The following is a 17422-nucleotide window of genomic DNA, read 5'->3' as shown; positions in this document are numbered from 1 at the left end:
AGACATCAAGCTTGAAGGCTGCATCGAATTTTCTGTATTTCTTGGTCATGATCGTTCCTCAATGGGTACAGTTTCCCCCATTGAGGTGTCCGGGGTCATTAGGCCAGCTCAGGCGTCGGATGGCGAGCGGCAGAATTAAGGGTGAATGCACGGGCCTATTCCCGGCTGAAGCCGGTCCCACTAAAAAGCATTGCGTGCATTCAGAAGGATCGCGTGCGCCGCGAATTGTGGGACCGGCTTTAGCCGGGAAAGCGTCGGGTGGCGCGCTGCAGAATTGTGGGTGAATGCACGGGCCTCTTCCCGGCTGAAGCCGGTCCCACTAAAAAGCACTGCATGCATCCAGTGCGGTGAGCTGCAGACTCGCCCGAGCATGCTTCATGTTCAGCTCCGATTAAGTATCCGGGCGCTAACTTAGCGGAACGGGCATCTGTGAGTGCCAAATAACTTGGATGGAGCGGTTAAAAAACATTGGCCAATTCGGCTGTTTATAGCCCTCTGTCGACAACTATCGAAATGCTGAACCCAAGCTGTCTGAACATTAAATAACAGCCCGTTTGTTAATACATCAGCCGAAACAAAAACAATACTCGAACAACCGTCACATTCAGCTGATAGCCCCGTAGCGACTGGCTATGACGTACTGAAGAACACACACGGAAAACTGACGCAGCGCCCACGTTATTTTCATATTGGCGAGATTAACCTCCGGATAACGCAATACCCGAACTACTTGATCAGATCTGGTCATCTGATGAACAAGTCGTCTATGTGACGCGGTGCCCATTACGGCACTGTGATGAATACCTGCACGCGATTTAAATGACTTTCCAGCCGGTGCACAGTGGCGCCAGCGGACGGGTGTGTTCAAAACTTGAACTTCAGTGGGACGTCCTCTTTATGAATGAGGCTTTTCTTCCTTTTTCCCGCCCCAGTATCGGCGATGAAGAAGTGGCGGCGGTGACCCGCGTGCTGCGCTCCGGCTGGATCACCACGGGCGCCGAATGCCAGCAGCTTGAAGCGCAGTTCGCCGAACGGGTCGGTGCCCGGCATGCCGTCGCGGTTTCATCGGCGACAGGCGCCATGCACATCGCCTTGCTCGCCCTGGGCGTCGGCCCCGGTGATGAAGTGATCACGCCCTCGCAAACCTGGGTCTCGACCGCCAACATGATCTGCCTGCTGGGCGCCACCCCGGTGTTTGTCGATGTCGACCGCGACACGCTGATGACCGACGCGACGCTGATCGAACAGGCCATCACCCCACGCACCAAAGCCATTGTCCCGGTGCATTACGCCGGCGCGGCCTGTGACCTCGACCCGATTTATGCCCTCGCGGAGCGCCACGGCATCGCCGTCATCGAAGACGCCGCCCACGCGGCGGGCACGGCCTATAACGGCCGGCCGGTGGGCAGCTGTGGCACGGCGATTTTTTCCTTCCATGCGATCAAGAACATGACCTGCGCAGAAGGCGCGATGTTCGTCACCGATCTGGCCGTATTGGCAGATCGGGTGCGTCAGCTGAAATTCCACGGCCTCGGCGTCGATGCCTACGACCGCCTGACCCTGGGCCGCAAACCCCAGGCCGAAGTCATCGAACCCGGCTTCAAATACAACCTGGCGGACATCAACGCCAGCCTGGCCCTCGTGCAACTGCACCGGCTCGATCACATGAACGCGCAACGCCGTCGGCTCGCCGAGCACTATCTGCAGCGACTGGGAAACAGCCCGGTCATGCCGCTCTCTCAGCCCGTCTACCCGCAACAACACGCCTGGCACCTGTTCATCCTGCGCATCGACCCCGAGCGCTGCGGTCTGGACCGCGACGGGTTTATGAAAGCCCTGCAAGAGCGCGGCATTGGCACCGGCATTCACTTCATCGCTACCCATCTGCACCGCTATTACCGCCAGCGTTTCCCGGACGTGCATTTGCCGAACACCGAGTGGAATTCGTCGCGGCTGTGTTCGATTCCGCTGTTCCCGGACATGACCCGCGACGATATCGAGCGCGTCGTCGGTGCCATTGAATCCATCGTCGGAGCGCGCCCTTGAAAGCCTATCCCGTCCGCTGTGTGTCCGTTGTGATCCCGGTCTACAACGAGGAGCAGAGCCTGCCCGAGTTGCTGCGCCGCACCGAGGCCGCTTGCGCCCTGTTGACCTGCGCCTACGAAATCGTCCTGGTCGACGATGGCAGCCGCGACGCCTCGGCCGAGCTGCTTCAAGAGGCCGCCGAGCGACAAGGCAGCCACGTGGTGGCGGTCATTCTCAACCGCAATTACGGCCAGCACGCGGCAATCATGGCGGGGTTCGAGCAGTGCAAGGGCGACGTGGTGATCACCCTGGACGCCGACCTGCAGAACCCGCCCGAAGAGATTCCGCGTCTGGTGCGCCTCGCCGAACAGGGCTACGACGTGGTCGGCACGGTGCGCAACCAGCGGCAGGATTCCGCCTGGCGGCGCTGGCCGTCGAAACTGATCAACCTGGCCGTGCAGCGCTCCACCGGCGTGGCGATGAACGACTACGGCTGCATGCTCCGCGCCTACCGACGCAACATCGTCGACGCCATGCTCGCCTGCCGGGAGCGCAGCACTTTCATTCCGATTCTGGCCAACAGCTTCGCCCGGCACACCACGGAAATCCTGGTCGAGCACGCCGAGCGCGAGCACGGCGACTCCAAATACAGCCCCATGCGCCTGATCAACCTGATGTTCGACCTGATCACCTGCATGACCACCACGCCCCTGCGTCTGCTGAGCATCGTCGGTTTCGGCATGGCGCTGCTCGGCGTGCTGTTCGCTTTGGCGCTGGTCGCCCTGCGGCTGATCTTCGGCGCGCCGTGGGCCGGGCACGGCACTTTCGTCCTGTTTGCGGTGCTGTTCGTGTTCACCGGCGGGCAGTTCATCGGCATGGGCCTGCTCGGCGAATACCTCGGCCGCATGTACAGCGACGTGCGCGCGCGGCCGCGCTTTTTCATTGAGAAAGTCGTCCATGGATCCCCCGTGATTGCGCTCGACGCCCCCGCTTCTGCCCCCGCTTACGCCCACAAGGTTGCGCCATGAACAAGAAAGCTGTCGTTTTCGCTTACCACGATATTGGCTGCGTTGGCCTGCAGGCCCTGCTCGACGCCGGGTATGAGATCGCTGCGGTGTTCACCCACGCCGACGACCCCAAGGAAAAAACCTTCTTCGGCTCGGTGGCCCAGCTGTGCGCTCGACACGAGATTGCCGTGCACGCCCCGGAAGACCCCAATCACCCGCTGTGGCTTGAGCGCATCGCCCGGCTTGAACCCGATTTCATCTTCTCCTTTTACTACCGCCAGTTGCTCAGCGAACCGCTGCTGGCCTGCGCGAAAGATGGTGCGTTCAACCTGCACGGTTCGCTGCTGCCCAGGTATCGGGGCCGGGCGCCGGCCAATTGGGTGCTGGTGAACGGCGAAAGCGAAACCGGCGTGACCTTGCATCAGATGGTCAAGCGCGCCGACGCAGGGCCCATCTTCGCCCAGCAACGCATCGCCATCAGCCCGACAGAAACGGCGCTGACCCTGCACGGCAAGTTGCGTGAAGCCGCGGCGGACCTGCTCTCGGAAACCCTGCCATTGCTTGCCCGGGGTCAGTTGTCGGGGACACCCCAGGATGAATCCGCCGCCACCTGTTACGGCCGGCGCACCGCTGCCGACGGTTTGATCGACTGGTCGCTCCCCGCAACCCGGCTGGGCAATCTGGTGCGGGCAGTGACCCAGCCCTACCCCGGCGCCTTTTGCCCGGTCGGCGAACACAAACTGATTGTCTGGGCCGCGCGAGCAGACACCGGTTACACCGGCGAGGCGCCCGGTACGGTGCTCGGTTGCGAGCCGTTGCGCATTGCCTGCGGCGAAGGCTCTCTGGTGATCAGCGCCGGCCAGCGCGGCGACGACGGCCTGTACCTGAGCGGCGCGCAACTGGCTCGCGAGTTCGGTCTGGTGGAGGGTTCGCGCTTGCAGGGCGTCGACCCGCGTCGTCCGGTTCGGCGCACCCGCGTGCTGATCCTCGGGGTCAACGGCTTCATCGGCAATCACCTGTCCGAGCGTTTGCTGCAGGACGACCGTTACGAAATCTATGGCATGGACATCGGTTCGGACGCCATCGAACGCCTGCGCGCCAGGCCGAATTTCCACTTCATCGAAGGCGACATCAGCATCCACTCCGAGTGGATCGAGTACCACATCAAAAAGTGCGACGTGGTGCTGCCGCTGGTGGCCATCGCCACGCCCATCGAATACACGCGCAACCCGCTGCGGGTGTTCGAGCTGGACTTCGAAGAAAACCTGAAAATCGTCCGTTACTGCGTCAAGTACAACAAGCGCGTGATCTTCCCCTCGACGTCCGAGGTGTACGGCATGTGCCAGGACGCCAGCTTTGACGAGGACACCTCGAACCTGGTGGTCGGCCCGATCAACAAGCAGCGCTGGATCTACTCGGTGTCCAAGCAGTTGCTCGACCGGGTGATCTGGGCCTACGGGCAGAAGGGTTTGCAGTTCACCCTGTTCCGCCCGTTCAACTGGATGGGGCCGCGGCTGGACCGCCTGGACTCCGCGCGCATCGGCAGTTCGCGGGCCATCACTCAGCTGATTCTTCACCTGGTCGAGGGCACGCCGATCCGGCTGGTGGACGGCGGTGCGCAAAAGCGCTGCTTCACCGATGTCGTCGACGGCATCGAAGCCCTGGCGCGGATCATCGAAAACAAGGGCGGCCACTGCAACGGCCAGATCATCAACATCGGCAACCCCGACAATGAGGCCAGCATTCGCCAATTGGGAACCGAGTTGCTGCGCCAGTTCGAGGCCCACCCGCTGCGCGATAACTTCCCGCCCTTCGCCGGGTTCCGTGAGGTTGAAAGCCAGTCGTTCTACGGCAAGGGCTACCAGGACGTGAGCCACCGCAAGCCGAGCATCGCCAACGCCCAGCGGCTGATCGGCTGGACGCCGACCATCGAACTGAGCGAAACCATCGGCAAGACCCTGGACTTCTTCCTGCGGGAAGCCATGGCCGAAAAGGCCGAACTGACCGTCACCACCGGCGCGCGCGGCTGATGAAGGCCGGCCTGCGCATCGACGTCGACACTTGGCGCGGCACTCGCGACGGTGTGCCGCGACTGCTGGACCTGCTCGACGAAGCGCAGGTCAAGGCGACGTTTTTCTTCAGCGTCGGCCCGGACAACATGGGCCGCCATTTGTGGCGCCTGGCGCGTCCGCAATTCCTCTGGAAAATGCTGCGCTCCCGGGCGGCCAGTCTGTACGGCTGGGACATTCTGCTGGCCGGCACCGCGTGGCCGGGCAAACCGATTGGCCGCGACCTCGGGCCGCTGATGCGCCGCGCCCGGGACGCCGGTCATGAAGTGGGCTTGCACGCCTGGGATCACCATGCCTGGCAGGCCAATGCCGGTCGCTGGAGCGAGGCTCAACTGAGTGATCAGATCCAGCGCGGCGTTGACGTTCTCAGCGATATTCTCGGCCACCCGGTGACCTGCTCCGCCGCCGCCGGCTGGCGCGCCGATGAACGTGTGGTGCAGGCGAAAGAGGCCTTCGGTTTTCGCTACAACAGCGACTGCCGGGGCACGTCGATTTTTCGCCCGATGCTGGCCGACGGCATCCTGGGCACGCCGCAGATTCCGGTGGACCTGCCGACTTACGACGAACTGGTTTCGCCCCAGCTGGACGCGCGGGCGTTCAATGACGACATCCTCGGGCGCTTCGCGGCATCGAAGCTGAACGTCTACACCGTTCATGCCGAGGTCGAAGGCATCGTCATGGCCCCGGCTTTTCGCACGCTGTTGAGTGAGGCGAAAAACCGTGGGATCGACTTTCAGCCCCTCGGCGAGCTGCTGCCGAATTCACTGGATCACCTGCCTTCAGGCCAGTTGGTGCGTGGCGCTTTGCGCGGGCGCGAAGGCTGGCTGGGGGTGCAGCGATGATCAAAGCCGAACAGCGCAACATCGCCCTGCTGGTGCTGGCCTTCGCCGCGTTCTACCTGCTGCCGCTGGGGTTCCACGGTTTGTGGATTCCCGATGAGACCCGCTACGCCCAGATCAGCCAGGAGATGCTGCACAGCGGTCACTGGGCCGCGCCACATTTCATGGGCCTGCGCTATTTCGAAAAACCCGCTGCGGGCTATTGGCTGATTGCCGTGGGTCAGGCGGTTTTTGGCGAAAACCTGTTCGGCGTGCGCATCGTGTCGGCGTTGAGCAGTGGTCTGAGCGTGGCGCTCGCGTACTGGCTCGCCGCGCGGATGTGGAACGAGCCACGCAAGAGTTTCGCCAGTGCGCTGCTGTTCATGAGCTTTGCGTTCATTGCCGGGCAAGCCGGTTACGCCAACCTCGATCCTCAGTTCACCCTGTGGGCCAACCTGACGCTGGTGGGATTCTGGTGCGCCGTTCACAGCAGCGGGCGTGCGCGACTGGGCGCCTGGGCCGTGGTCGGTCTGGCCTGCGGCATAGGCTTCATGACCAAAGGGTTTCTTGCCTGGGCGCTGCCGGTGATGATCGCCCTGCCCTACATGCTCTGGCAGCGACGCCTCGGCGAGCTGCTTCGCTACGGGCCGCTGGCGGTGTTGATTGCCATCGTCGTGAGCCTGCCGTGGGTGCTCGCGGTGCATGTTCAGGAACCCGATTTCTGGCGGTTCTTCTTCTGGCACGAGCACGTGCGGCGATTCGCCGGGGCCGATGCCCAGCACGCCGAACCCTGGTGGTTTTACCTGCCGCTGCTGGTGGTGTCCTGCCTGCCATGGGCCGGGTTGTTGCCGGTCACGTTCCGCCAGGCCTGGCAGCACCGGCGTCGACCCGACATCGGCTTCCTGCTGTTGTGGCTGCTGGTGCCACTGGCGTTTCTCAGCGTCAGCAACGGCAAGCTGCCGACCTACATTCTGCCGTGCCTTATGCCGGTGGCATTGTTGATGGCCGATGGGCTGATCGAGCGCCTCAAGCAAGGTCAGCTCACCGCGTTGCGCGTCAACGGATGGCTCAACGCCGCCGTTGGTCTGCTCGGATTCGGGGCGCTGCTGTACCTGCAAATCAAACAGCCGCTGTACGACCACGAACCGCTGCACCTGCTGCTGGCGCTCATCGTCCTGACCGGCTGGTGTGCGAGCAACGCCCTGCAAGGCCTGCGACCGGTGAAGTATTGGACGGCGCCGGCATTGGGCGGTTGGCTGCTGGTGGCGCTGTTGCCGGTAGCACTTCCCTATGACGTCGTGCACAACAAGACGCCTGACCCGTTCGTGCTTGCCCATCAGGCGCAATTGGCGGCCAGCACCCACCTGTTGAGCAATGACCTGGGCGCTGCCTCGGCACTGGCCTGGCGCCTGAACAGGACCGACGTGTCGTTTTTCAACACCTGGAACGAGCTGGAATACGGCTTGGGTTATCCCGGCGTGAAGGGTCGCGAAGTCACTCTTAAGGGGGTTGATGAGTGGATGACCCAGGCCCGGCGAGAGGGTCAGGTGGGTGTGGTCATGCGCGGCAGAAGCGACGAGGAGCTGCGCGAGCTTGAGCTGCTGCCCAAGGACGCCGAGCGCTTCGACGAAGGCAATCTGATCATCCTCATTTACGCGAAGACGGCGCCATGACTTGGCTGCTGCTGTTGGGCACCTGCGGGCTGACGTGTCTGGGCCAGGTCGCGCAGAAGTGCGCGGTGGAGCGTTGGCACGGCACATTTCCGGGGGTGCTTGGCGCATTGCGCTCGCTCTGGCTGTGGCTGGCAGTGGCGTGTCTGGGCCTGGGTTTGCTGAGCTGGCTGCTGGTGTTGCAGCGCCTGGAGGTCGGCATCGCCTACCCGATGCTGGGGCTCAACGTGGTGCTGATCACTTTGGCCAGCCGCTTTGTGTTCAAGGAATCCATCGACGCCGTGCACTGGCTGGGTGTCGCGCTGATTCTGGCCGGCGTTGTGCTGCTCGGGCGCCAGGCATGAGCCGGCAGAATGCGACCGTCTGGGCAATGGGCAGCGTGCTGCTGGTGAGTTCGGCGCAGTTGGGCATGCGCTGGGGCATGAGTCGTCTGCCCTCGCCTGCGCTTTGGTTTGAGCCGGAGAGTCTGGCGCGGTTCGAGCCCGCAGCCGTGCTGGTGATCGGCGCCGCGATCATCGCTTACGCCCTGTCGATGCTCGCCTGGCTGCTGGCCCTGCGCGACCTTCCGCTGAGTCGTGCCTATTCACTGCTCAGCGTCAGCTACGGGCTGGTGTATGCGCTCGCCGCGGTTCTGCCATTTTTCCACGAGACGTTCACGGGATCGAAAACTTTGGGCGTCATGCTGATCGTGATGGGCGTGCTGACCATCAACCTTCGGCGCATTTCCAGCACTCCTCCACAGGGCTTTTCTTCATGAAAATCAGCGTTTTCGGTAGCGGGTATGTCGGGCTGGTGCAAGCCACCGTCCTTGCTGAAGTCGGCCACGACGTGGTCTGCATGGACATCGATCAGGCCAAGGTCGAGCAGTTGCGGCAGGGTCAGGTGCATATTTTCGAACCGGGGCTGGCCAGCCTGGTGCGGGAGAATCTGGAAAACAAACGCCTGCAGTTCACCACCGACACCCGGCTGGCGGTCGAGCACGCCGAGGTGTTGTTCATCGCCGTCGGCACCCCGTCCCGCGACGATGGTTCCGCGGACCTGAGGGGCTTTTTCGCGGTTGGCGAGGCCATCGCCACTTACCGCTCCGAACCGCTGATCATCGTTGAAAAGTCCACCGTGCCAGTGGGCAGTGGCGATGCCCTGCGTGCACACATCGACAAAGCCCTGCGCCAGGCCGGGCGCTTGCTGCAGTTCGATATCGTCTCCAATCCCGAGTTTCTCAAAGAGGGTTCGGCGGTCAACGACTGCCGACGCCCGGACCGGATCGTCATCGGCTGCGACAGCGATGCCGTACGCAGGGTGATGCGTGAGCTGTACGCGCCGTTCAACCGCAACCATGACCGGATCATGTTCATGGACCTGCGCAGCGCCGAGCTGACCAAGTACGCGGCCAACTGCATGCTGGCGACCAAGATCAGCTTCATCAACCAGATCGCCGAACTGGCCGAACACCTGGGCGCGGACGTTGAATCGGTGCGGCTGGGCATCGGCGCGGATTCACGGATCGGCTACGACTTCATCTACCCCGGCTGCGGTTACGGTGGATCGTGCTTCGGCAAGGACATCCGCGCCTTGATCCACAGCGCCCGGGAAGCCCACTGTTCCAACGACCTGTTGGCGGTGGTCGAAGCCATCAACGAGCGGCAGAAGAACAAACTGTTCGAGCGGGTCAAAGCGTTTTACGAAGGGGATCTGCGCGGCAAGACCTTTGCCCTGTGGGGCCTGGCGTTCAAGCCGAACACCGACGACATGCGCGACGCGCCGAGCCGGGTGCTGATGGAAGCCTTGTGGGATGCCGGCGCCACGGTGCGGGCATTTGACCCCGAGGCCATGCAAGAGACGCAGCGCCTCTACGGCAACCGCAAGGATTTGATTCTGATGGGCACGCCGGAGTCAACGCTGAACGATGCCGACGCGCTGATCATCTGTACCGAGTGGCAACAGTTCAAGGCCCCGGATTTCGAGCTGATCCAGCAACGCCTCGCCGCACCGGTGATCTTCGACGGCCGCAACCTGTACGACACCGAGCGGCTGGCGCGCAGCGGATTTCACTACTACCCGATCGGGCGTGGGGACTCCTGCGAATTGCCGATCCCGCAGAAGCAGTGGCTGCCATACAAAAACGTCGCGGGTGGAGCGATGGTGTAGCGGCCGACGCCTTCCCGGCTGAAGCCGGTCCCACACTAGGGCCCGGCGTCAGTCCCACGAGTTCTTCACACCCCTCAGACCAATTTTTGACAATCGCGGCCCTACTATCCCGCCACTGTCGCGAGGGTGGGATCATTTATATGCTGGTTGTTGAAGATCTGGTGCTGGATACCGGGAAGTACCGGGCGTTCCGCGCGGACAAACACCTGAAACTCAACCCGACCAACATCGACATACTGGCGCTGCTGATGCTGAGAAGTCCCGCCATTGTCAGTAAGGAAGAAATCGCCGAAATGCTCTGGGGCGAACAAGGCGCTCACAAGAGCACCGGCCTCGGCACTCGCGTGCATCAAATCAGAAAAGTAGTCGACGACGGTTTTGCCTTCCCGCTGGTCCATACGGTGTATGGCGTCGGCTATCAGCTTTGTAAATAGCCGCACACGTCGGCTTACTTACCTTCCTTCATCGCCAATTGCTTCCAGTCCTCGGGATTAAGCACACCCCGGATAACCGGCCGACTGCGCTTATCCAGCGATATAAATACCGCACTGTCATATTCGCTGTTATCGGCATGGGGATAACCCTGCTCTTTTTCTATCTGGCCGATACAACCGCTGTGGGTCACCACCACCAGATTACGGTCGTTTGCCTTGTGCGCCATGACCCGGCCAAGGTTCATCTTCTCGCAGTCAAACAGCCAGTCCTGTGACGCAACCGGATGACCGAACAAGGCTGCGGCGGTTTGCTCCGTGCGCGTGGACGGGCTGGCGATGACATCGGTCTGGCCCAGCCCCAACTGGCTTAACGATCGTCCCACCTCGGCAGACACCTGGTTGCCGTTGCGGGTGATCCCGTCTTCTGGCCCGAAGCATTCCTTGTCAGAGCGGTCGCAGCGCTCGCCGTGGCGCACCAACACGACCACCTCGCCTTTCTTCCAGCTTGCGTAAAGCCCCGCCCTGTTCATGTTCTCACCGCTGGCGAGGGCAATCGGCGAACGCGGCCAATAGGTGTAACCCGTCAACAGCAGGAGCGACACGCCGATGGCCGCAGCGGTCAGCAGCACTCTAACTGTGTGACGGCTTCGAGGTAACTTGCCCGCCCTGAGTGCAAGCAGAACATTGGAATGATCGCGCATCGTGTTACTCCGACTATGAGCCCATCGGCAGATGGAAGTCTGTGTCCTTGAATGGGAGCAAGCGTAAACAGCGATGCATGATTGTTTGGTTAACGGCAGGTGAAAAAAACAGTGGCATTAAGAAGTCATTCATTCCGGGCAGATAGTTAAATCTTCACGCTTACGCGCGCGCTTCAACTAACGAATTACACATTCCTCAAATCTGAATAGAGTTTTCACATTCCCTTCACTGCCGCTTGACCTGCATGTGTCTATGTTCCACCAGCGGCCGGCAATAGCCGGGCAAAGTTAATAATCACGCTTATCGGGACATTCCAACGTGCGAAGTGAACGATCACGATTTTATGCCTGGAACCTGGGTTTACCGATCGCCATTGCGCTGGCGATATTCGTGGTCTTCGACCTCACTTCCCTGGACGAGATGATCAGCAACTGGCTGTACTACCCCAATCACGAGTTTCCCTACGGCCACAACCGCCTGTTCGAAAACCTGACCCACCGCTGGCCGCGGATCATTCCCGACCTCACCGGGGAAGCCGCGATCATTGGCTCAATCCTGTCGTTTATCTGGCCACTGTTCAAACCCGGGCGGCACGACCGGCTGATCAGGTCGCTGGAGACATTGCGCATCGCCCCGGTGCTGCGCTTCACGGCTCGCCACCGGCGGGACTTCCTGTACATCGTCGTGTCGTTTGCAATCATCACCGGCATGATCCATTTCTTTAAAAGCCACACCAGCATCTACTGCCCCGTGGAAACCACGCTGTACGGCGGGACGATGGAGAAAAGGGAGTGGTTCGAGAATTTCAGCCTGTTCCATGAAGCTGGCGCCGGTCGCTGCTGGCCGGGTGGGCATGCTTCCGGCGGCTTCACCATGGTCGCGCTGTACTTCGTCGCGCGGCGTCATCAGTGGCGCCACGCCCGGGCGATACTTTACGCGTCGATGGTTCTGGGCGCGATCTACGGCACCACGCGCGTCCTGCAGGGCTGGCACTTCATGTCGCACACGTTCTGGGCCGGGGTGATTGTGTGGGTAGGTGCGCTGTTCACCGCCCTTGCCTTCTATGGCTGGCGACAGCTCGCCCCTGCGCCCGTCGACGAGGTCAGGCCCGCGCTACGGAAGCGGCCGGTGCCTGGCCCCAATCAGGTCACTGATCTGTAAGTGTGGCATGAGCGCGTCAGCCAGCCAGGCGTCGATCCAGCCGCGCATCAGCGTCGCGGGCATTGGCTTGGCGATCCCGAACCCCTGGATGACCTCACAACCAAGCTGCAAAAGGCGTGAGGCCTGGGCGGGGCTGTTGACGCCCTCGGCGATGACTTCGCGACCGAACGCACTGGCCAGGCCCAGTATCGCCTGCAGGATCGAGATATCACCGGGGGCGTCGAGCATGCCGTGAATGAACGTCTGGTCGATCTTCAGTTGCGCCACCGGCAAGCGCTTCAAGTAGCTAAGGGATGAATACCCTGTACCGAAATCGTCCAGGGCAAAGCGCACGCCCAGTTGTTCGCAGGCACGCAGCGTGCGCGAGACCCCTTCGACGTCTTCCAGCGCGCTGGTTTCGAGAATCTCGATCATCAGCATTTCCGGCCCGACATCAGGGTGAGCCGCGAGCCGTTCGGTCAGGTTGGCCACGAAATCAGGGTGTTGAAGTTGCCGTGCCCCAACGTTGATGCTCACGGGCAGACGAAGCCCCTCCCGCTGCCAGCACTCGATCTGGCTCAAGGAACTTTCGAGCACCCACTCCCCGACCACTTCCGCCAGTGAGCTGCTTTCGATCAGCGGCAGAAAACTGCCCGGCAACAGCAGTCCGCGCTCCGGATGCTCCCAACGCAGCAAGGCTTCCGCACCGACGACCGCGCCCGTGCGCAGGTTGACCTTGGGCTGAAAATACAGGCGCAGTTCCTTCTCGCGAATGGCCTGATCGATACGGTCCAGTCGCGCGTTGTGCCCACGCATCTCCTGGTCATGCTGCGCATCGAACACGCGGAAGCGATTCTTGCCCTCGAGTTTCGCCTGATACATCGCCTGATCGGCCTGGCGCAGCAACTGATCGGCGCTGATCTCGTTGTCCTGCGGGTAGTAACTGACGCCGATGCTCGCCGAGAGCGTCAGGTTCAGCGCGCCCACCTGCACCATTTCGCTGGCGGCCGCCAGCAGTCGCTCAAGCATCGGCGCGCTGTCGCAGACTTGATCGAGATCGACAACCAGCGCCACAAACTCATCTCCGCCCAGGCGTGCCAGCGTGCAGGCATCGCTTAGCGCTTGCTGCATACGTCGCGACACGCTGGACAGCACCCGATCACCCACGTCATGCCCGTGCAGATCGTTGATCGCCTTGAAGCCGTCAAGGTCCAGGTAGCCCAGCGCCAGCCGGGTGCCGTTTCTCAAAGCATCGGCCATCGCCTGCTGCATGCGCGAGGCCAGCAGGACGCGGTTCGGCAAATGGGTCAGCGGGTCGTAATGGGCCACGTATTCCAGCTGACGCTGATAGCTGTGCAGTTCGGTGACGTCGGTGAACAGCGACACATAATGCTGAGTGACGCCACGGGCATCGACGATGGCGGTAATGGTCTGCCGCGCGGCGTACTCCGATCCGTCACGTCGACGGTTCCACAAGTCGCCCTGCCAGTAACGCTCCGAGAGCAGGCTGTGCCAGAGGCTGACGTACTGCGCACGCGGGGTCCTGCCGGAGGCGAGGAAGCGCGGGTTCTCGCCCATCGACTCCTCGCGTCCATAGCCGGTGATGGTAGTGAAAGCGTCGTTGACTTCGATGATCGCACCGGCCGGGTCGGTGATCATGATGCCTTCCCGCGCGTGGGTGAACACGCTGGCGGCGAGGTTGAGTCGCTGCTCGATCTGGCGGCGCGCGGTGAGGTCGGTGAGGGTCACCCGAATGCCACTTGACTCGCCGCCGGGGCGCGCGCAGTTCAGCCGCGCCTGCCAGTGCGTACCGTCGGTGCGCTCCAGGCTCAGATCGCACTCTTGCGCCTGGCCGGTGCGACAGACCCGGGCGAATACTTGCTGCCAATGGTCGCGGTCCCGGCTGACGACACGGCCGGCAAAACGGCGCTGCAGCAGGCGATGACGCGGGTAGGTCAACAGTGTCTCGCCGGTGCGGTTGACGGCTTCAATGACCCCTTGCGGGGTCAGCGTCAGGTAGCCCACCGGCGCGTTCTCATACAAATCCAGATAGAGATCGCGCGAGGCTTCCAGAGCGGATTGCGCAGCGCGCAGTTCCTCGTTCTGAGTCTGCAATTCAACCTGATGCAATTGCAGGTCAAGCAGCAGCCGGGCGTTGTCATCTAGGTCGTCGAGCGGGTCGGCGGATTGGGCGATATGGGGCGCAGAGGGCGGCGTCTTCATGGTCCTCCCGCGCCTCAGGTCTGCGAACGTTCAGGCTGCATCGCCAGCAGAATCAGGTGCGGACGCGTGCCGTCCCCTACCACCCGACGGGCATTCAGGGTGATCGCCCGCGGCCCTGAGCCGGTCAGCTCATGCTCCACGACGAAACCGTCGAAGCTGGTGTCACTTTCCAGAATCGTGCCGAGCTTTTGCCGCAGCGCCGGGATATCCCACTGTCGGTTGTTGAGTTCGAAGAGCTTGCGGCCGGTGGTCAACGGCTCGGTCGTCGGGAAGGTGCGGTAATAGGAACGACTGGCGGACACGACGCAGAGGTTTTCATCCAGCACCAGCAACGGCTCGATCACCGTGTCGACGATGGCCTCCGCCAGTTCCCGCGCAGCCTGCACAGCCTTCTGGTTAGCGATGCGGCTGTTGATGTCGTGAAAGGTCATCACCACGCCGTCGATGACGTTGTCCAGCGTGCGGTACGGTGCCAGCCGCGCCAGGAACCAGTTGCCCGAGACAGTGCACAGCTCGATCTCTTGCGGGATCAGCATGTCGAGCACCTCCTGTGCGGGGACCAGCAGGTCCAGGGAGTGAATGTACGAAGAGATATCGGCCAGTGGCCGCCCCACATCCTTGGGAATCAGGCGGTAGATCTTCACGGCATCGCGCGTGAAGCGGCGAATAATCAGCTTTGTGTCAAGAAATATAGTCCCGATATTGATGCTGTCGAGGAGGTTCTTCATGTCGTTTTGCATGTCGCCGAGCTGCTCGATTTTCGCCTGCAGCTCGGCATTCACGGTGACCAGTTCCTCATTGACCGATTGCAGCTCCTCGCGGGAGGTTTCCAGCTCCTCGTTGGATGACTGCAGCTCTTCATTGGTCGATTGCATCTCTTCGTTGGCCGCGCCCAGCTCCTCGTTCAGGTGCTGCAATTCATCGATGGTCGCCTGCAGATTCTCCCGCGTGTAAGCCAGGTCGTGCTCCAGCAGCCTGACCCGTTCGGGCGCCAGATGTGCGGCCGTGGCGGGCAATGCGTCCGGCGGGATATCTACGCCGCTGGCCGGTTCCTGGAACGTGATCAGCAGCAATTGCTCGCCCTGAGCCGTGTTGCCCATCCGACGCACGCTGAGGCTGACCCAGCGCGTCGCGCCATCGCTGCTGACCTGCAACGGCTGGGTCGAGGTCGGTTCGGCGCTGAGGGCGGCACGTTGCACCGCACCGCGCAGGTCCAGCTGCAGGCCTTCGCGGGCCATTTCAACCACGTTGAGGCTGGCCTGCCCCGGCGCCGGACGCAGGTAGCGTCCCGTGTCGCCGTGGACGTACAGAATGTTGCCGGTCAGATCGGTGACCACCGAGGCAGGGCCGAAGTCCTGCAGCAGCGCCCGGCGGGTCAGTTCGGCAATGTTGGTTTCCTTGGTCATGGTCGCAGGGCGGTCCGCAGGTCGGCTGATGGGTTTGGGCAGCCACGACAGCGTGCTGTCCATCGGCATGGATTTGGGGGTTCGGGTCTTCACGGCCCGGTAGAATTTCCATTTGCGCTGCAACGGCGTGAACAGCGTGGCATGGCCGCCGATGCTCTCGGAGGGTGACAGAAACAGCACGCCGTCAGGCTTGAGCGCGTAGTGAAAGGTCGGAATCAGGCGGTTCTGCAGCGCATGCCCCAGGTAGATCATCAGGTTGCGGCAGCACAACAGATCGATGCGGGTGAAGGGCGGATCCTTGATCACGTTCTGCACCGCGAAGACGATCATCTCGCGGATTTCCTTCTTCACCCGGTAGCCGCCTTCAACGGGGCTGAAATAACGCTCCAGGCGTTCGGCGCTGACGTCACTGGCGATGGTCTGCCGATAAAAACCGGCGCGGGCGGTACTGATGGCGTCGGCGTCCAGGTCGGTGGCGAACACCTGAATGCCCGGCAACACACCGGCGGCCTGCCCCTGCGCGTGCAGCAGTTCATGCAGAACAATGGCCACCGAGTAAGCCTCCTCGCCGCTGGCGCAACCGGCGATCCACACTCGCAGCGGCTCATTGGGAGCCTTGGCGTCGATCATCGGCTGGAGGATCTGCCGTTGCATGACCGTGAACGCAGCAGGGTCACGAAAGAACTGAGTGACGTTGATCAGCAACTCGTTGAACAGCGACTTGCACTCCTCTGCCGAGTTCTTCAGCAGCCACAGGTAATCATCCTCACCAGCGAGGTGCATGATCTGCAGACGCCGCTCGATCCGCCGGGCGATGGTGCTCTTTTTATACTGCGTGAAATCATGGCCGGTCATGCTGCGCAGGTGCAGAAGAATCTGCTGCATGGCGTCCCCCTGCCTGATCGACGGTGCAGGACCGTCCGGGTCCCTGGCGCCGGTAAGTACCCCAGGCATTTGCTCGACGCTCAGGACATGACTGGCGTTGCCCGCCTGGATCGCGCTGTTGGGCATGCCGCTGTAGGTCGCCTCCTCCGGCCATTGCACCAAGGTTCGGCCGCCATGGTCGAGGATTGCCCGGCAGCCGGCGGTACCGTCCGTACCGGTCCCGGACAGAATCACGCCGACTGCCCTCGCCCCGTGATGCTCGGCCATCGACGCGAAGCAGGCGTCGATGGGCAGATGGTGGCCGCGCTCGCCCTCGTAGCGGGTCAGGACCAGCGCATTGGCCGTGACGCTCAGGGCGTACTGCGGCGGGATCACGTACAGGGTGTCGGCGTCGAGGGTCGCGCCATGGGTGGCCTCGACGACTGTCATGGAGGTCGAACGGGCGAGGATTTCGGTGAGCAGGCTGGGCGTGGTCGGCGCAAGATGCTGGATGACCAGAAAGCTGATCCCGGAGTCGCTTGGCATCAATCGCAGGAAGCGCTGCAACACTTCCAGGCCGCCCGCTGACGCGCCAAGCCCGACGAGCAGGCGGCCTTGCGGGCGGTTGTGCAGCGCGGTGTCGGGCACGGGACGCCTCCATGTGTCGAATGGACGGGGATGATGCCCGCTGCCAGCCCACCCGGCAATGGCGGATATGCCACCATCGCCCGCCGGACACGCGATAGGCCAGACAGGCGAACGCATTGATGTCACACTGGCGCCCGCCCAGACCCTGATAGCTCAGTGCCATACTAGTGCAGCACGGGTCACGGCGTGGCGCCTGATTGCCGTTCATCCAGAAGCGGAAATCTCTTCCTGCGTCCCCAGTCCATCCATTCTCTGAACCACTGCGTCG

12 protein-coding genes and 1 pseudogene are annotated in these 17422 nt (G+C 62.3%); 10 read left to right on the top strand and 3 right to left on the bottom strand.

The genetic code is table 11. The features are described 5' to 3' along the window. Positions 1-897 precede the first annotated feature (897 nt). The 9 genes and pseudogenes from arnB (at position 898) to ACYASU_RS17430 (ending at position 10171) form a co-directional block, all read left to right on the top strand. Entirely contained in the window at positions 898-2046 is a 1149-nt protein-coding gene (gene arnB / locus ACYASU_RS17470; protein ID WP_463583519.1) for a UDP-4-amino-4-deoxy-L-arabinose aminotransferase, read from the top strand. Next, positions 2043-3053 carry an undecaprenyl-phosphate 4-deoxy-4-formamido-L-arabinose transferase gene (gene arnC, locus ACYASU_RS17465; protein WP_463583518.1) on the top strand — a complete coding sequence of 337 codons (1011 nt, stop codon included), beginning with the start codon at positions 2043-2045 and terminating at the stop codon, positions 3051-3053. The genes arnB and arnC overlap by 4 nt, the downstream gene beginning before the upstream one ends. After that, positions 3050-5062, top strand: coding sequence for a bifunctional UDP-4-amino-4-deoxy-L-arabinose formyltransferase/UDP-glucuronic acid oxidase ArnA (gene arnA / locus ACYASU_RS17460; RefSeq protein ID WP_463583517.1), 2013 nt, complete (start codon positions 3050-3052; stop codon positions 5060-5062). Before arnC ends, arnA begins: the two co-directional genes overlap by 4 nt. Continuing rightward, complete coding sequence (gene arnD, locus ACYASU_RS17455; RefSeq protein ID WP_463583516.1) at positions 5062-5943, top strand: 4-deoxy-4-formamido-L-arabinose-phosphoundecaprenol deformylase; 882 nt, start codon at positions 5062-5064, stop codon at positions 5941-5943. The genes arnA and arnD overlap by 1 nt, the downstream gene beginning before the upstream one ends. After that, positions 5940-7592, top strand: a complete 1653-nt coding sequence (arnT, locus tag ACYASU_RS17450) for a lipid IV(A) 4-amino-4-deoxy-L-arabinosyltransferase (protein WP_463583515.1) — start codon at positions 5940-5942, stop codon at positions 7590-7592. The genes arnD and arnT overlap by 4 nt, the downstream gene beginning before the upstream one ends. After that, positions 7589-7933 carry an EamA family transporter gene (locus ACYASU_RS17445; RefSeq protein ID WP_463583514.1) on the top strand — a complete coding sequence of 115 codons (345 nt, stop codon included), beginning with the start codon at positions 7589-7591 and terminating at the stop codon, positions 7931-7933. The genes arnT and ACYASU_RS17445 overlap by 4 nt, the downstream gene beginning before the upstream one ends. Before the next feature lie 26 nt (positions 7934-7959). Continuing rightward, positions 7960-8365, top strand: a pseudogene (arnF, locus tag ACYASU_RS17440) (4-amino-4-deoxy-L-arabinose-phosphoundecaprenol flippase subunit ArnF). Further along, entirely contained in the window at positions 8343-9737 is a 1395-nt protein-coding gene (locus ACYASU_RS17435) for a UDP-glucose dehydrogenase family protein (RefSeq protein WP_463583513.1), read from the top strand. The pseudogene arnF and the gene ACYASU_RS17435 overlap by 23 nt, the downstream one beginning before the upstream one ends. A gap of 140 nt (positions 9738-9877) precedes the next feature. Further along, positions 9878-10171, top strand: a complete 294-nt coding sequence (locus tag ACYASU_RS17430; protein WP_463583512.1) for a winged helix-turn-helix domain-containing protein — start codon at positions 9878-9880, stop codon at positions 10169-10171. A gap of 14 nt (positions 10172-10185) precedes the next feature. On the opposite strand, the gene pmrG is transcribed toward ACYASU_RS17430, so the two are convergent. Then, a complete protein-coding gene (gene pmrG, locus ACYASU_RS17425; protein WP_463583511.1) occupies positions 10186-10872 on the bottom strand; it encodes a lipopolysaccharide core heptose(II)-phosphate phosphatase PmrG in 687 nt (228 codons plus the stop codon). A gap of 319 nt (positions 10873-11191) precedes the next feature. Here pmrG and ACYASU_RS17420 point away from each other — a divergent pair, with 319 nt between their 5' ends. After that, on the top strand, positions 11192-12034 hold the full coding sequence (locus ACYASU_RS17420; protein ID WP_463583510.1) for a phosphatase PAP2 family protein: 843 nt from the start codon (positions 11192-11194) through the stop codon (positions 12032-12034). Here the strand turns inward: ACYASU_RS17420 and ACYASU_RS17415 are convergent. Both ACYASU_RS17415 and ACYASU_RS17410 read right to left on the bottom strand, forming a co-directional pair. Then, positions 11987-14236: a putative bifunctional diguanylate cyclase/phosphodiesterase gene (locus ACYASU_RS17415; RefSeq protein ID WP_463583509.1), complete on the bottom strand. Its 2250-nt coding sequence runs from the start codon at positions 14234-14236 to the stop codon at positions 11987-11989. The two genes, ACYASU_RS17420 and ACYASU_RS17415, sit on opposite strands and share 48 nt — an antisense overlap. A 14-nt stretch (positions 14237-14250) precedes the next feature. Then, the gene (locus tag ACYASU_RS17410) at positions 14251-17154 is read right to left on the bottom strand and encodes a chemotaxis protein CheB (protein WP_463583508.1); all 2904 of its coding nucleotides are present in this window, start codon (positions 17152-17154) and stop codon (positions 14251-14253) included. Positions 17155-17422: the final 268 nt, after the last annotated feature.

It is taken from the genome of Pseudomonas sp. HP_12, from assembly GCF_055283955.1.
The sequence above is the reverse complement of the archived record's forward strand: the minus strand, read 5'-3'. Positions and strand labels throughout refer to the sequence as shown.

What these genes read in the sequence shown, in the direction of transcription:
- ACYASU_RS17435 (WP_463583513.1), top strand. Translation starts at nt 8,343, where the DNA reads ATGAAAATCAGCGTTTTCGGTAGCGGGTATGTCGGGCTGGTGCAAGCC.
- arnA (WP_463583517.1), top strand. Translation starts at nt 3,050, where the DNA reads ATGAACAAGAAAGCTGTCGTTTTCGCTTACCACGATATTGGCTGCGTT.
- ACYASU_RS17445 (WP_463583514.1), top strand. Translation starts at nt 7,589, where the DNA reads ATGACTTGGCTGCTGCTGTTGGGCACCTGCGGGCTGACGTGTCTGGGC.
- arnB (WP_463583519.1), top strand. Translation starts at nt 898, where the DNA reads ATGAATGAGGCTTTTCTTCCTTTTTCCCGCCCCAGTATCGGCGATGAA.
- arnT (WP_463583515.1), top strand. Translation starts at nt 5,940, where the DNA reads ATGATCAAAGCCGAACAGCGCAACATCGCCCTGCTGGTGCTGGCCTTC.
- ACYASU_RS17430 (WP_463583512.1), top strand. Translation starts at nt 9,878, where the DNA reads ATGCTGGTTGTTGAAGATCTGGTGCTGGATACCGGGAAGTACCGGGCG.
- ACYASU_RS17415 (WP_463583509.1), bottom strand. Translation starts at nt 14,236, where the DNA reads ATGAAGACGCCGCCCTCTGCGCCCCATATCGCCCAATCCGCCGACCCG.
- arnD (WP_463583516.1), top strand. Translation starts at nt 5,062, where the DNA reads ATGAAGGCCGGCCTGCGCATCGACGTCGACACTTGGCGCGGCACTCGC.
- pmrG (WP_463583511.1), bottom strand. Translation starts at nt 10,872, where the DNA reads ATGCGCGATCATTCCAATGTTCTGCTTGCACTCAGGGCGGGCAAGTTA.